Genomic DNA, 14,097 nt, shown 5'->3' with positions numbered 1-14,097 from the left:
GCTAACGGCTAACCGGCGAACTTGTGCTCGGCGTCGCCTTGGTAGTGCACGTTCAGCAGGTTGTAGCGGCTGCCGCCGTACATGACGTACGACGTACCGCCGCCGGGGGTGAACCGGAGGTCGTCGTGATCGCTGGGCGCTCCACCCGTAGGGGACTTGTCGTCGAGGCTGACCACGCCGTCGACGCTCGGGAGGTAGTGGACGGCGAGTGTCGGCGTCGTGGCCGGGCAGGCGATCGAGGTATCGATCTCGATGGGGCTGTTCACCGCGCCGTCGGTCCCGGTGCCGGGACATGTCGGGCTCTGCGCCTGTACGGAGCCGGGAACGGTGACCAGAGCGAGCGCGACCACTGCAGCGCCAGTTATTCGGGCGAGACGGATTCGAGTACGGCGAGAACGCATAGATGACCTTTCGTGAGGGGTCGTCACTAGATGCGTTGATCACAGAGAATCGCGGAGCATTCCTCCATATCTGGGGGCGAATCGTGCGATTTCCGTCATATTAATTCGCCGTCATCATCTTTCAAGATGATTTATCATGACAACAAAGACCAAAAGTAAGTGGTCGATTATGTGTGAGTGAATGGTTGCGTTGGGTAGCGACCGAAGATTTTCTTCCGGAAGGCGCTCTCCTGCGGAATTACCGGGGGCACGCACAGGCCAGAAGTCCGTTGTCGAACGGCAGGAGACACCTAAAGCGGGAACTTTTATGAAGCGGCGAGTACGAGCACGCCTCACATAAACTTGCGGTCAGCCAATCACAGAAAGGCATTCCCGCCGACTTGCCGTACAGGCGACCACTCAACACGATGCGAAATCACATAGCATTTCTTAACCAAAAGTCATGTATGCCGATTGACCCTTATGACTTCGCCTGAATAAGCGTTTCTATATGGCGCCCCGCCGCCCGCGCCGCGATCAGCGCCTGATCAACGAACTAGAGGCGTGTGACCAGACGCCCGCCATGCTGAACGGCGGGACGAGAACCCGCCACTCTGGGATCACACAGATCCGTCGGATACCGACGTGCTTACTCTTCATCGGCCGCCTCCGTGCTCCACGACGAAGTCTCACACCACCGAATATGCCCCTTAAGGACTTTTCGGACACTTTCTGCCAGGCCGATCCGTGTACCACCGCGCGCCTTGGCGTTGACGGCTTCACGGATGACTCCCGACATCGGCGCGGATCAGCGGCGACGGGAGGCGCAGACGACGCAGGTCTTGGTCGCCGGAAGGGCCATCAGGCGCTCGATGGCGATGCGCTGCCCGCACTTCACGCAGATCCCGTAGGTGCCATCGCGCAGCCGCTCGAAAGCGAGGTCCAGATCGTCGAGGTGCACCATGGCCTGGTCGAGAAGTGCCTGGACGTGAGCCCGTTCAAAGGCAGTGGACGTCCCCTCAGGGTCGTGCTCGTCGTCGGGAGCCGACAGCGCCGACGATTCGACGATCTCGTCCCGGTCACGGCCCAGCATGGCGACGCGGGCCATGGTCTCCTGACAGTCGGCGTCGAGCAGTTCTCGCATGATCGCCTGCTCCGAGGGAGAAAGCGCGGCGTCCTGATGGCGTTCGGTCATCACGGTTCCTCACCTTCCCAACCAGGTTACTCACAGCCCTTGAGAAGCCGTACGCCAGCAGGCGAACGGCGGCACCCGACGCGACGTCGCATATGACGGATATGCGATTCGCATGACGGGCCTCGCCGCAGCGACTCTCAGGTAGTGGGAGCCAGAAGGCGCCAGGCCACGTGGCAGACCGTCCACCGCGCGCCAGGTCGTTGCCCGTGCCCTGCCGCAGAGCTGAAATCCCCTCTCGGGAAGAATCGACGAGGCAGCCAGATGGGGGATTTATGGCGATACGTCCTCTTTGGCTAGACTTCGCGGCTTGTGGAGATCTACCTGACGCAGGCGAAAATCGCCCTGCTTCTCGCCCCGCTGGCCATCGCGCTGCTGTTGCTGCCCTTCGTGTCCCGCCAGTACGGCCGTTTCGGGCGCATCGGGCGATGGTCGGGGGTCGTCACGGCGGTACTCGTCCTGTACGCCTGCGGCGTGGTGGCCTTCACGCTGTTCCCGCTCCCCGAGGTGACGCCGGACTTCTGCGCGATCCGGCAGAGCCTCGCCACCCCACGCTGGCAGCCACTGTCGAGCATCCAGGATGTGATCAGAGAGAACGCCGGACGGGGGCTGCCGGCCACTATGTACAGCAGGTCGGTGCTGCAGATCGTGTTCAATGTCGCCCTGTTCGTGCCGCTCGGCTTCTTCTTGCGCTACCGGCAGAGGCTCGGCGTCACCCGCACCCTGATGATCTCCCTCGCCGGTTCGCTGGCGATCGAGCTGACCCAGCTCACCGGCCTGTGGGGCCTCTACCCCTGCGCGTACCGGCTGTTCGACCTGGACGACCTGATCATCAATACCGCCGGCGCCGGACTCGGCTGGGCGCTGGCGGGCCCAGCCGCCCGGCTGCTACCGGATCCGTGGCCGGCGCCCCACCCGGACCTCACCTCACCCACCGCCGGTCGGCTGACGCTCGCCCTGCTGCTCGACGGCGTGGTGTGGTTCTTCGCCTCGCCACTGTTCGGGTTGCTCTCCGCCCAGGGCTACCGGCTCGTCACGGGCGGCCCAATGCCCACCGACGCCCTCCTGAGGGACCTCCTGCCCGGCCTGTCGTACGCGATGACCGGGCTGGTCATCTTCGTACTCATCCCGGCGGCGCGCAAGGACGGCGCCACGCCGGGCCGGGCGGCCGTACACCTCGCACTCCGCCACGCGACGGCCGGGCGGCCCGCGCCTGTACTCCGGCGACTGGCACGATCCGCCGCCCCGTACCTCGCCCTCGCCGGGGGTGCGGCCGTCAGCAGCTTCGTGCCCGTCCTTGCCCTCCTCGCCGTCCTGGAACTGGAACGCCGCGGCGTCATGGCGCGGTGGACCCGGACGCGACTCATCACGCGGGCCGCTGCTCGCGCTGAGTCGCATCGCGACCATGCCTCAAACGCTAGCCTCCCTACATGAACCGGACTCTGGGTGCGGCCTTGCTCGGCGTCGCCTTCGGTACAGGCACCTCACTGGTCAACGCGTTGTCCTCGCCGTACTCCCCGCTGGGCGCGCCGCTCGACGGCACACTCTGGGGCGGCGCGGCCAAGGTGCTCAGCCTGCTCGTGGACAGCGGCTGGGCCTGGGCGGCGCTCGCGGTCGGCGTGGGCTGGCTGGTCGGCGGACTCGTCCGGGCGGGCGTGGCCGGAGTGGCGGCTCTGATGGCGGCCACCGCCGCCTACTACGCCATGGACGCCCTCCTCCGGGATGAGCCGCTGTCCTGGTTCTGGCCGGAGGTGCTGCTGTGGTGGGGCGCCAGCGTGGTCTTCGGCTCGTTGCTGGGCATGGTGGGCGCCTCAATCCGCCGCCCGGGGGTGATCGGGCTGCTCGCGGGGCTGACCGTACCCGTTGGCGCCGCCGCGCAGATGGTCGTCCTGCCGCCCACCCCGACCCAGGCGGCGATTTCGGCGATGCTGTGGGCTCAGGCTCTCGTCTGGGCAGGCGCCCTGCTCGGCGCCGGACTGGTGATCGCCCGGTTCGTCACGCGGCGCCGTACCGCGACCGCGTGATCGGACCGCCGGCGAAGCTAATGGTCCGGCGGGATGCGGTAGACGGACACGTGGGAACGCGACTCGGCGGTGAAGTCGGCTCCGGCCCAGTCGGCATGTCGGGTCTCCAACTCGAACCCAGCCAACTGGGCCATGAGGTCGAGCTCGGCCGGCCAGATGTAGCGGTGCGGGCTACGGAACAGCCGAGCCTGCCTGCTCTCATCGAACCTGAAGTGGTGCGAGACGACGTGCTGGCGCAGCACATCGTAGGTGTCCAAGCCGATGTAGCCGGGCTCGCATTGGAAGACCGTGGCCTGCTGACCCGGTGGAAGCTTGCGCAACTCAGGCACCCAGAGCTCGATCACGAACCGGCCGCCCGGTGTGAGGTGGCGGGCGGCATTGTGGAAGCACGCGACCTGCTCGGCCTGAGTGAGCAGGTTCGAGATCGTGTTGAAGACGAGGTAGACCAGCGCGTACTTCCCCAGCGCGACGGCAGTCGCCATGTCGCCGACGATCACCGGGATCGTCGCTTCGTCCACCTTCGTCCGCAGTTGGTCGACCATCGGAGGAGACAACTCGATGCCGGTTACGGGCACCCCTCGCGCAGAGAGCGGCACAGCCACACGGCCGGTTCCGATGGCGAACTCGAGCGCCTGCCCATCGCCCGCGAGCTCGGCGAGGCGGTCCACGGTCGGCTCCAAGACCTCGGGCGCGAACATCCCGGTGCCCGGCGTGTCATAGCGCTGGGCGGTCTCTCCATCCCAGATCTCCTCCTGCATGCCGCCAACGATGGTCACGGGTGTACGCGTTGTCCAACGATTTTGCGATCCAAAGGTCGCACGCATTCAGGCCACCGGCTGCTGGCAACGCCACATGGGCCCGCTATTGGCAGGTTCCTCCATTGGCAAATGAGCTAGCCAAACCATGGCTATCTTGCTAGACAAGCCAGCTCATAGCCGCCTACGGTTCTTCCATGAGCACGTGGCGCGAAGCGATCTTCGACCAGTCAGACATCCCCGAAGACTCCGACCAGGCCGAAGTAGAAATCACCACCACCTACCGCGCCACCCTCACCCGCACCGGCAAACGCTGGACCGCCACCGTCCATAACCTTCCGAACGGTCACATCATCCAGGCCCAGGGCGCGACCTGGAGAGAGACCGCGGACAACACCATGGAGTGCGTGCTCGACCTGCTCCGCCCAGCCCCCGACACCGTCGACTTCCACTTCACCCCCGCCGACCCGGAAGCAGCAGCCGCGCTAAAAACCGTCGTCGAGGCCCGCACCGCACGCGTCCACGCCGAACAGGCCGAGCGCGACGCCGTCCGCAACGCCGCCCGCACTCTCATCGACAAGGGCTGGACCAGCCGCGACATCGGCAGCGTGGTGGGCCTGTCCCACCAGCGCATCTCCCAGATCGTCCCCCGCACCACCACATAACGGGGCCGCCCTACCGGATTCATCCAGCCCTCCGAGATGATCGCGGAGGGCCTTTGACCTGAAGCGCGGCCGAGAGATTCCAGCGGAGTCCATGGTCGTCCAGGGCTGTTGTTAGCACCAGCGTTAGCAAGATCTATGGGTGGGCGAGTTTGAATCCCGTCAGCCGGGTGGCGTGCCAGCGGCCACGGCCTTCACGTCCGCGGTCGTCACCGGCCTCGCCGATTCCCCAGTCGCCGCTCTTGACCTCCTCCAGGATGACCAAGGTCAGAGAGCGCATGTTCTCGCCCTCGATCCCGACCATCGCGTCGGTCAGCTTCTGCACGATCTCGGCCTTCTGCGCCTCGGTGAATACCCCTTCGATGACCTTCACATTGATGAGCGGCATGAGTTTCCTCCATTCGACGTGGTACGCCGACTGCGTCCAGACGCCCGGGACGTGAGCTGAACGGTCTCTTCCGGAAGACCCATGGCGTGCGGTGCTCGCCCGGGAGTCGAGTTGTAGGTGTACGAGATCAGGTCCTCGAAGAGCGGGTCATCGCGGTTCCCCCCGAACAAGCCCGCACCCGCTCGCCGATCGCTTCCCGCCATCCAGGACCTTGTCTCTCAACGCCAATATGCTCGCGGACGCCTCCGGCAAACGTGGCCGTCCACGGCGTTCTTCAGCAGGCTGAGCAAGTAAAGAATTAGCCGCAACAATTCGCGGCGCTCGAGTGGTCACGGCGTTCGCGTCCATGTGGTCCGGTCGCAGTGCTGGCCGCACGGCTCTTCGCTCGTCCGGCGAACGAGTTCGCTAGATGCGCGGCAGCTCGCGCACTGCTGTGGCGTTGTCGTACGCAGGGGTTACCTTCCTCCGCATGGCAGTCCCCGAGATCATCCCCATCGGATACGAACCCGATCACCACACCGACACGATCGGCCACTGGAATGACGGCCAATTCCTTAGTTTTGTCGTCGCCGCCTTCCCCATGGACTACACCCACACCGACGACTGGCTCTCACATAAGCGCTGGTACGCCCTCCTGCATACCTTCGACGCCGCCGACTGCCACCTCAACTCCCGCATCGAGCGCACGGGAACCGATGACCGCCACCGAACCTCCGTCGACACCGCCCAGGACCGGCTGAACCAGTAGCTCAATGCGCTCCCGGCCTCCGCTACGGCGACATCACCATCCGGCCCTTCCGCCATGAATCGCATCCGCGCAGTCCAAAGAGACCCAACCGTCACCTATCAAGAGCAACCGTCGCATCTCATCGATGCCCCTCTGACATCCAGCACGCTGAACATCAGTCGGCCGGCTTGTCCATCTCGCACGATCACGGAGGCTCTCATGAAAGACACCAGCGATCTCACCCGCGCCGAACGTCTGTAGTTGGCCGCCGCAGCACTGCGCGGCCTCCTGACCGGGGCCACTAGCGCCGCAATCACCTGGCATCAGGTGCGTTCTCCTTGATCAGGAGTTACACCGAAAACCGTACAGTCCCGGATCAGACGCTGTAGCTGCACTTTGCTGCTGTACAAGCACCAAAAAGGCCCTCCGGGATCATCCCGAAGGGCCTTTGACATGGTGCGCGGCCGGAGGTACTCGAAACCCCAACCTTCTGATCCGTAGTCAGATGCTCTATCCATTGAGCTACGGCCGCTCGCTGCGTAAGCAAGCATAGCGGGTCTTGGCCGATGCCTCGAACCAGTTATCCGTGTCTCTCTCAACTCCGAGCCTGTGTACAACCTTCGATGTATCCACAGGCGGCGTGAGGATGAGCCGGAGCACGTGGGTGAGGTGATGTGATGGAGGCATGAGACGAGACGCCCTGACGGCCGTGGGCGCCTTCGTCGTGGGCCTCTGTCTGATCGTGGCCGGCGCCGTCTACGAGCGCCGGGAGGGCATCCCCCTGTGGGTGCTCGTGATCCCCCTCGCACTGGTCTGCGTGGGCGTGGCGCTCCGCAGGCGCGCGCCGTTGGCCGCGCTCGCGGTCGGCACCGTGGGCATCGTCGCCGACCTCGTCTACTCGGGCCCCTCGCTCCCCACCGTCCTGATCTACACCGACAACCTCTACGCGGCCGCTCTGTACGGCCCGGCCAAACTCTCCCGCTGGCTCCTGGGCGTCACCACGGTGCTCGCGATCGCCACGGCGGCCGCCATCGGCTTCGTCGGTGGCGACTGGCGCCGGATCCTCCTGATCGGCGTGCAAACCGGCCTGGTGCTGGTCACCCCGGTCTCCACGGCCATCATCCTGCGCCAGCACCGCGACCAGGCCGCCGCCGAGCGGGCCAGGGCGGAGCAGGTGGTGCGGCTGGCCGAGCTGGACCGCGACGCCGCGATCACCGCCGAGCGCGCCCGCATGGCCCGCGAACTGCACGACATGATCGCCAACCACTTCAGCGCCATCGCGATCCAGTCCACGGCGGTGCTGTCGCGCAAGGATCTCGACGCGGAGGCCGTCCGCCGGATCATGGAGTCCGTCAGGGAGAACAGCGTGCAGGGCATGGCCGAGATGCGCACGATGATCGGGCTGCTGCGCGCGGAGGGGGCCGAGAGCGACGCCGTGGCCGAGTCCACGCGCCCCCGTCTGGCCGACGCGAAGGTCCTGGTGGAGCGGTCGTCGCGGGCCGGGCTCGCATCACGGATCACGATCGAGGGCGAGCCGCGGACCTTGCCCATCTCGGTCGACCTGGCCGGTTACCGGATCGTCCAGGAGGCGCTGACCAATGCACTCAAACACGGCACCGCCCCGGTCGAGGTCATGGTCGGCTACGAGCCACACCATGTCCGGCTCACTGTGGACAACCCGGTCAATGGGCGCAGGGCGGGGCTGCCGGGGTCGGGGGCGGGCCTGATCGGCATGCGCGAGCGCGCGAACCTGGTGGGCGGCGCCTTCGAGGCGGGCCCGTACGAGAACGGCTGGCGCGTGCATGCCACGCTGCCTACGCGGGAGGAGGCGTCATGACCATCCGCGTGCTGGTCGCCGACGATCATGCGGCGGTCAGGGCCGGGATCGTGCTGATCCTCGGCGGCGCCGGGGACATCGAGGTGGTCGGCGAGGCGGGCGACGGCGAGCAGGCGGTTGCCATGGCCCGGCAGGAGCGTCCCGACGTGGTGCTGATGGATGTGCGCATGCCCCGCCTGGACGGCATCTCGGCTACCCGGGAGCTGGCGGGGATCGCCGACGTGCTGATCCTGACGACGTTCGACATCGACGAGTATGTCTTCGGCGCGCTGCGGGCGGGCGCGGCCGGGTTCCTGTTGAAGAACACCGACGCGGAGTCGCTCGTCGAGGCGGTGCGGCTGGTGGCCAGAGGCGACGGGCTGATCTCTCCGTCGGTGACGCGGCGGTTGATCACGGCGTTCGCCGAGCGCCCGCCGAGGCGCGAGCCGGACGAGCTGGACGCGCTGACCCCGCGCGAGCGGGAGGTGCTCGCCTGTGTGGCGCGCGGCCTGTCCAACTCCCAGATCGCCAAGGAGCTGGACATGGCGGAGGCGACGACGAAGACGCACGTCAGCCGGGTGCTCGGCAAGCTGGGCTTGAAGAGCAGGGTGCAGGCCGCGATCTACTACACGGAGGGTGGATGAGAGGGGCTGCCGCGGGAGGCGGCAGCCGGGGGGGTTATTCGGCGGGGACGTAGAGCGAGAGGGTCTCGGCGACCGCGCACGGCCGCCTCTCGCCCTCAACCTCGATGGTGACCTTGAGGTTGGACAGGTATCCGGCGGGCGTGCCCTTGACGTCCATCAGCTCGGCCGTGGCCCTGATCCGCGCCCCGACGGGGACGGGCTTGGGGAAGCGGACCTTGTTCAGGCCGTAGTTGATGCCCATGGCCAGCCCGTCGACCCGTACCAGCTCGGACATGAACGCCGGCAGCAGCGACAGGCTCAGGTAGCCGTGCGCGATGGTGCCGCCGAAGGGGCCCGCCTTGGCCTTCTCCACGTCCACGTGGATCCACTGGTGGTCGTCGGTGGCGTCGGCGAAGAGATTGACCTGCTCCTGGGTGACGGTGCGCCACTCGGTCGGGCCGAACTTCTCGCCGACGGCCGCCTTCAGTTCCTGCACGTTCGCAAAGGTCCGCATGGGGCGAACGCTATTGCGCGGGAGGAACCGCCGCCAAGTTGACCACCCCGTATTCGGCGGGTCTGTCGCCCTTCGTCGTGCCCCAGTAGACGATCGTGCTGGGCTCGAACGAGGTGCCCACACCGTTCCAGCTGCCCGTGGACGTGTACGTGACGATCGTACCGGTCTCAAGATCGTGGATCTTGTCGTTGCCGAGCAGGAATCGGTCGAGGATCGGGTACCGCGACAGCCCTCGCGACATGGGGAGTCCGGGGATCACGCGGGGGCGCGTGCCGTCGACGCGCTGGGCGAAGCCGATGCCCGCGGCGCGCCAGCCGTGACACCAGACGGGACCGCAGCGCAGCCCCCGCACCTCGTCGGGCACGAGGATCGGCCGGACCTCACCGGTCTCCAGATTGACCACCTTGCTCTGGTTCGCGTCCATGTCCTCTCGCCCCGCCGCCACGTCGCCCGCCCACGGCCACTGGATCAGGTGCAGCCCGCCGGAGCCAGGCAGTTGCTCGGGGGCGCCGCCGGAGAGCGGGAGGCGGAAGACGCCGCCTTCCTTCACCGACCAGACCACATGCTCGCCCGCCAGCGCGATGGACTCGACGCCCAGGTCCCCTTCGGCGAAGGAGGCGATCTGCCGCGCCTCGCCACCGGCCAGCGGCGCCGTCCAGAACTCCGTGACCGGTTCGCCGTCCTTCGTGGCCGTGACGTACCAGGCGACGTTCGACTGGTCGGCCGCCGTGGCCTGCGGAAAGTAGCGCTTCAGGCCCTTGGTGACCGGCACCTTGGTGATGACGCGGCTCTCGCCGGTGGCACTCTCGTACAGCTCGATCGCCCCGGCCTTCTCGAACGACGACTCGGCGTTCAGCAGCAGCGTGGTCGCACTCGTGCCGGTGATCGGCCGATAGCGCCAGTTGTCAGCGTTCGTGGCCTTCATGGTGAACACGGCCTGCGGCCACACCTCCTCGATCGGGCCGCTGCTCACCGGCGCCTCACTGCTCGGGGTCGGGCCGCTGTGGACCGACGTCTCACCCGTGTTCGCGGAAGGACCGCCGAGGCCGCCTCTGGCGAGAGCCGTACCGGCTCCCGCGACGCCGATCACCGCGACCACCGCGAGCGCCGCCTGGGCCCGCTTTCGGGTACGGCGCCGCCGCCGTACGGCCAGCCCCGCCAGCAGGTCCGGCTCGGGCGCGAGCTCCGCGGCCCTGCGCAGCGCGCCGGCCAATTCGTCCTCGGTCCTCATCACGCTCTCCCCATCTCCAGCACGCTCGGCCTGACGCGGAGCTTGTCCAGCGCCCGCGAGGCCTGGCTGCGCACGGTGCCCCGCGAGATGCCGAGGATCTCGGCGATCTCCTTGTCGGACAGGTCCTCGTAGTAGCGCAGGACGATCACCGCACGCTGTTTCCGCGGCAGCGCGCGCAGTTCGTGCCACAGCTCTTCAGAGGAGTGGCCGTCGGTGTAGGAGCCTTCAGGGACCTCCCCGGTGACCTGCTCTCTGCGCCGCCTGCGCCACCAGCTCACGTGCTGGCGCGCCATGATCGTGCGGACGTACCCCTCGGGGTTGTCCTTGTTGCGCACGCGTTGCCAGGTGTCGCCAAGTTTGAGGAGGGCCTCCTGCACGAGATCGGCGGCGTCGTCGGCGTTGCCGGTCAGCACGTAGCCGTACCTCAGCAGGGCCGCTCCCCTGGCTTGGACGAATTCCTCGAACTCCACACCCCAGGGACGCACGGGTTCCCGGTTCCGTTGCAAAGATCTTTACCCGAATCTCTCGCATGCCTGTTCGATCCCGCGCTACAGTTCTAGGCAGCGACTCGAACAAGGGTTCGGCCAGGTGGGAGGGGGTGTGTCCAATGGTGCTGCTGGCTCCGCCCATGGCGCATGTCCCCCGACAGACACGCCGTAGCACTTTCTTCCCAAATCTAAGACGGCCGCTATATGGGGCAATAGAGTCCGAGAGCGTGGATCCCGTGCGCAATCCCTACGCCCCCGGAGCCGGGCAGCGCCCGCCGGAGCTCGCCGGGCGTGATCGCGAGCTACGGCAGTTCGAGGTCGTGCTGGAGCGGGTGGCCCGCGGCCGGCCCGAGCGCAGCATGGTCGTCACCGGACTGCGCGGCGTCGGCAAGACCGTCCTGCTCAACACCTTCAAGTCCATGGCGATGCAGCGCCTGTGGGGCACCGGCAAGATCGAGGCCAGGCCCGACCAGTCGATCCGCCGTCCCGTCGCCGCCGCCCTGCACATGGCCGTCCGCGAGCTGAGCCCGCGGCACCGCGCGCCCGAGCGCATCGAGGAGTTCCTCGGCGTGCTCAAGGCGTTCGCGATGCGCGACCCGGCCGCCGCCAAGGGCACCTCTCACTGGTCCCCGGGCATCGACGTGCCCGCCAGCAGGGGCCGCGCCGACTCCGGCGACCTCGAGATCGACCTCACCGAGCTGTTCGTCGACGCGGCGAGCGTGGCGACCGACCTCGGCGTCGGCATCGCGCTGTTCATCGACGAGATGCAGGACGTGCAGGCCGCCGACGTCTCGGCGCTCTGCGCCGCCTGCCACGAGCTCTCGCAGACCGGCGGCCCGCTGATCGTGGTCGGCGCGGGCCTGCCGCACCTGCCGAGCGTGCTGTCGGCCAGCAAGAGCTACTCCGAGCGGCTCTTCCGCTACGCCCGCATCGACCGGCTCGACCGCGAGGCCGCCGATCTGGCGCTCCTCGTCCCCGCGCAGGAGGAGGGCGTCGAATTCACCCAAGAGGCCCTCGACGCGCTCTACGAGGCGGCCGACGGCTACCCCTACTTCGTCCAGGCCTACGGCAAGGTGGCCTGGGACCTGGCGCTGCACAGCCCGATCACCGGCGACGACGTGAAGATCTCGGCGCCTGAGGCGGAGGAGGAGCTCGCGGTGGGCTTCTTCGGCAGCCGCTACGAGCGCGCCACCCCCGCCGAGCGCGACTACATGCACGCGATGGCCTCGATCGGCGACGAGCCCGTCTCCACCGCCGAGGTGGCCGAGGTGCTCGGCCGCAAGCCGTCGAGCCTGTCACCGGCCCGCGACAGCCTGATCAAGAAGGGCCTCATCTACTCGGCGGAGCGCGGCCTGATCGCGTTCACCGTGCCGCATTTCGGGAGGTTCCTGCGTGCACAACCGGTCTGACCCGGCACCCCTAGTCCTCTCTAAGCGTGTCTAGTGGGGAAGCTAGACACGCTTAGAGAGTCACATTCTCAGGTTCTATAGGGCTGTCTAGCGTCAGGCCGATAGAGCCGAATACTGTGGCATCGAGCCACTGTCGTCCGCGCCGACCACCGCCACGCGCACAGCCGGACGCCACCCGCTCAGATAGACGGCGAATACGACATCCGCCTCGTCCCGTCCCTCGAACACGTAGAACCGCCAGCACAGCTCACGCCAACTGTCGTACGGCTCCGCCGCGGCCAGCCGCTCCCGGTGCGCCCGCCACGGCGCGCTCGCCTTGAGCCGGCCGAGCGCGACCCCTTCGGGTGCCCGCCGCTGCTCGCAGGGCGCCCGGTAGCGGAGCCGGTCGAACGCCTCCTCCAATTCCGGCGAGAGAACGGCGATCACGATCAGGCCGCCGAGCGTCCACCACGAGGGCTGGGTGACGGCCGCCCAGCCGTACACGCCGGCCCTGACCGAGAGCAGCGCCATCGCGGTCAGCACGGCCGTCCTGCCGAGTGAGCGCAGGCCGACCGGCGCCGCGCTCACCTCGCCGAAGCAGCCGCATCCAGCGTCGGGCCGCCGCCGGCGCAGCTCCCACAGCACATACGCGGACAGCGCGAAGAACACCACCGCCGCCCACCGGACGATCGGGTACGTGGTGAACAGCAGTCCAGCGGCCAGGACGAACTCGACCCCCGCACAGCAGATCATCGCGGGCGCCCGCAGCCGGTCGGACATCAGAACCGCGGGCCCCAGCCGGGCCAGCCCGCCGGGGGTCGCCTCGGACCGGACCGTCACCAGCTTGGCGACCCCGCCCAGCGTCAGCAGGAAGACAAGAACCGGAAGCTGAGATTCGAGCACGCGCGTCACCCCAATCCGACCCGGGCGTTGAAACACCCCTTGGTCAGTTCCCCACCCAGTTCGACGAAAGCCGAGGGCGACAGTTCCACGATCCGCCCCCGCGGAGAAGTGCCGCACTCGACACACCGGTCGCAGAATCTCCCGGCCACGCATCCACACGCCACGATCGGCACCCGCGCCGACCGCCCCTCACACACATTGCGCACATCCAGCAGCGACCCGAGCGCCAGGTACGGCAGTCCCGTACACGAGACCTCCGCCTCCGCGCACCCCACGTCGGAACGCTCCACCATCGGGTACGCGGCCCCCCGCTCATCCTCGTCGAAAGCGTCCGACCAGGTGGCCGTCCCAGAGATCCGCGACTGCACCCCACCATAGGCAGGCGGCGGCCCCGGTACGGCACGCGCCCGATAGGCGGGCTGCGAAGTGGCCGGCAACAGGGCCAGGCTCGCCCCGCCCGCCCTGACACCGATCGCGTCGAACAGGAACCCGGGCTCGAACTGCGGATGCCGTACCCGTAACCGCCCCGAGGTCCGGTATGGGATCACGATGTTCCGATGCCCCCGATGCGGCCCGCAGTCGAGTTCGACCGTCAGGTCGCGGCGGCCCTCGATCGACACGATCGTCCCCGTCATCCGGGTGAGGTCGGCCCAGATCCGCTCCACGACCTTGCCCTCGCGCAGCGCGCGGATGATCACCGAGCTTCCGGCCGCCAGGTCGGCGGGAGCGACCTTCCCGTCCCGCCACGCCGTCGCCCAGGGCGCGATGACCAGTCGCTCCTCCACCCCCTGGGCCGTCTCCACGATGATCAGATGGGGGCTGACATCGAGAATCGTCCCTGTCACGGCGTGTACGGGGTCGCCACCGGCCGGATCGGGCCCGGGATGTCCGGGCTCGCGCCCCAGTGCCGCGGCCGCCAGCACCCGGCGGCGTTCGACGTTGGATTGCGCCACCGTCATAGCCTCACACGAGTCACGTCGCGTCTCATCCCGTTCACCCCGGAAGA

Annotated in this window: 16 protein-coding genes and 1 tRNA gene; 7 read left to right on the top strand and 10 right to left on the bottom strand. The window is 67.7% G+C overall.

Annotated elements, in window-relative coordinates; translation table 11 throughout:
* Positions 1 to 8: 8 nt before the first annotated feature.
* A complete protein-coding gene (locus ABZ911_RS24875) occupies positions 9 to 350 on the bottom strand; it encodes a hypothetical protein (RefSeq protein WP_358060268.1) in 342 nt (113 codons plus the stop codon).
* An 838-nt stretch (positions 351 to 1,188) separates the two neighbouring features.
* On the bottom strand, positions 1,189 to 1,575 hold the full coding sequence (locus ABZ911_RS24870; protein ID WP_358060408.1) for a TraR/DksA C4-type zinc finger protein: 387 nt from the start codon (positions 1,573 to 1,575) through the stop codon (positions 1,189 to 1,191).
* Positions 1,576 to 1,884: 309 nt separating this feature from the next.
* Here ABZ911_RS24870 and ABZ911_RS24865 point away from each other — a divergent pair, with 309 nt between their 5' ends.
* Together ABZ911_RS24865 and ABZ911_RS24860 are read left to right on the top strand one after the other, a co-directional pair.
* Entirely contained in the window at positions 1,885 to 3,006 is a 1,122-nt protein-coding gene (locus ABZ911_RS24865; protein WP_358060265.1) for a VanZ family protein, read from the top strand.
* The gene (locus ABZ911_RS24860) at positions 3,003 to 3,596 is read left to right on the top strand and encodes a hypothetical protein (protein ID WP_358060262.1); all 594 of its coding nucleotides are present in this window, start codon (positions 3,003 to 3,005) and stop codon (positions 3,594 to 3,596) included. Before ABZ911_RS24865 ends, ABZ911_RS24860 begins: the two co-directional genes overlap by 4 nt.
* A 17-nt stretch (positions 3,597 to 3,613) precedes the next feature.
* On the opposite strand, the gene ABZ911_RS24855 is transcribed toward ABZ911_RS24860, so the two are convergent.
* Positions 3,614 to 4,420, bottom strand: coding sequence for a class I SAM-dependent methyltransferase (locus ABZ911_RS24855; protein ID WP_358060259.1), 807 nt, complete (start codon positions 4,418 to 4,420; stop codon positions 3,614 to 3,616).
* Positions 4,421 to 4,548: 128 nt separating this feature from the next.
* Between ABZ911_RS24855 and ABZ911_RS24850 the strand changes: the two genes are divergently transcribed.
* Positions 4,549 to 5,016: a hypothetical protein gene (locus ABZ911_RS24850; protein WP_358060257.1), complete on the top strand. Its 468-nt coding sequence runs from the start codon at positions 4,549 to 4,551 to the stop codon at positions 5,014 to 5,016.
* A 133-nt stretch (positions 5,017 to 5,149) separates the two neighbouring features.
* Here the strand turns inward: ABZ911_RS24850 and ABZ911_RS24845 are convergent, their stop codons facing one another.
* Positions 5,150 to 5,401 carry a 4-oxalocrotonate tautomerase family protein gene (locus ABZ911_RS24845; protein ID WP_358060254.1) on the bottom strand — a complete coding sequence of 84 codons (252 nt, stop codon included), beginning with the start codon at positions 5,399 to 5,401 and terminating at the stop codon, positions 5,150 to 5,152.
* A 469-nt stretch (positions 5,402 to 5,870) separates the two neighbouring features.
* Between ABZ911_RS24845 and ABZ911_RS24840 the strand changes: the two genes are divergently transcribed.
* On the top strand, positions 5,871 to 6,149 hold the full coding sequence (locus ABZ911_RS24840; RefSeq protein WP_358060251.1) for a hypothetical protein: 279 nt from the start codon (positions 5,871 to 5,873) through the stop codon (positions 6,147 to 6,149).
* Between the two features lie 438 nt (positions 6,150 to 6,587).
* On the opposite strand, the gene ABZ911_RS24835 is transcribed toward ABZ911_RS24840, so the two are convergent.
* Positions 6,588 to 6,660, bottom strand: a tRNA-Arg gene (locus ABZ911_RS24835).
* 153 nt (positions 6,661 to 6,813) lie between these two features.
* Between ABZ911_RS24835 and ABZ911_RS24830 the strand changes: the two genes are divergently transcribed.
* Positions 6,814 to 7,965 (top strand): histidine kinase, encoded by a 1,152-nt coding sequence (locus tag ABZ911_RS24830; protein WP_358060248.1) that lies wholly within the window; start codon positions 6,814 to 6,816, stop codon positions 7,963 to 7,965.
* The gene (locus ABZ911_RS24825) at positions 7,962 to 8,588 is read left to right on the top strand and encodes a response regulator transcription factor (protein ID WP_358060245.1); all 627 of its coding nucleotides are present in this window, start codon (positions 7,962 to 7,964) and stop codon (positions 8,586 to 8,588) included. Before ABZ911_RS24830 ends, ABZ911_RS24825 begins: the two co-directional genes overlap by 4 nt.
* Positions 8,589 to 8,622: 34 nt before the next feature.
* Here the strand turns inward: ABZ911_RS24825 and ABZ911_RS24820 are convergent, their stop codons facing one another.
* The 3 genes from ABZ911_RS24820 to ABZ911_RS24810 are packed head-to-tail and all read right to left on the bottom strand — an operon-like array spanning position 8,623 to position 10,797.
* Positions 8,623 to 9,081 carry a MaoC family dehydratase gene (locus ABZ911_RS24820; RefSeq protein ID WP_358060242.1) on the bottom strand — a complete coding sequence of 153 codons (459 nt, stop codon included), beginning with the start codon at positions 9,079 to 9,081 and terminating at the stop codon, positions 8,623 to 8,625.
* A gap of 10 nt (positions 9,082 to 9,091) precedes the next feature.
* The gene (locus ABZ911_RS24815) at positions 9,092 to 10,312 is read right to left on the bottom strand and encodes a hypothetical protein (RefSeq protein WP_358060239.1); all 1,221 of its coding nucleotides are present in this window, start codon (positions 10,310 to 10,312) and stop codon (positions 9,092 to 9,094) included.
* Complete coding sequence (locus ABZ911_RS24810; RefSeq protein ID WP_358060236.1) at positions 10,312 to 10,797, bottom strand: SigE family RNA polymerase sigma factor; 486 nt, start codon at positions 10,795 to 10,797, stop codon at positions 10,312 to 10,314. Before ABZ911_RS24810 ends, ABZ911_RS24815 begins: the two co-directional genes overlap by 1 nt.
* Before the next feature lie 230 nt (positions 10,798 to 11,027).
* Here ABZ911_RS24810 and ABZ911_RS24805 point away from each other — a divergent pair, with 230 nt between their 5' ends.
* Positions 11,028 to 12,209, top strand: coding sequence for an ATP-binding protein (locus tag ABZ911_RS24805; protein ID WP_358060233.1), 1,182 nt, complete (start codon positions 11,028 to 11,030; stop codon positions 12,207 to 12,209).
* A gap of 93 nt (positions 12,210 to 12,302) precedes the next feature.
* On the opposite strand, the gene ABZ911_RS24800 is transcribed toward ABZ911_RS24805, so the two are convergent.
* Both ABZ911_RS24800 and ABZ911_RS24795 read right to left on the bottom strand, forming a co-directional pair.
* Entirely contained in the window at positions 12,303 to 13,091 is a 789-nt protein-coding gene (locus ABZ911_RS24800) for a MauE/DoxX family redox-associated membrane protein (protein WP_358060230.1), read from the bottom strand.
* A 5-nt stretch (positions 13,092 to 13,096) separates the two neighbouring features.
* Positions 13,097 to 14,050 (bottom strand): hypothetical protein, encoded by a 954-nt coding sequence (locus ABZ911_RS24795; RefSeq protein ID WP_358060227.1) that lies wholly within the window; start codon positions 14,048 to 14,050, stop codon positions 13,097 to 13,099.
* Between the last annotated feature and the right edge of the window lie 47 nt (positions 14,051 to 14,097).

This window comes from Nonomuraea sp. NPDC046570, assembly GCF_040645915.1.
In the GTDB taxonomy this organism is placed as follows: Bacteria; Actinomycetota; Actinomycetes; order Streptosporangiales; family Streptosporangiaceae; genus Nonomuraea.
This window is presented reverse-complemented; position numbering and strand designations above follow the sequence as displayed.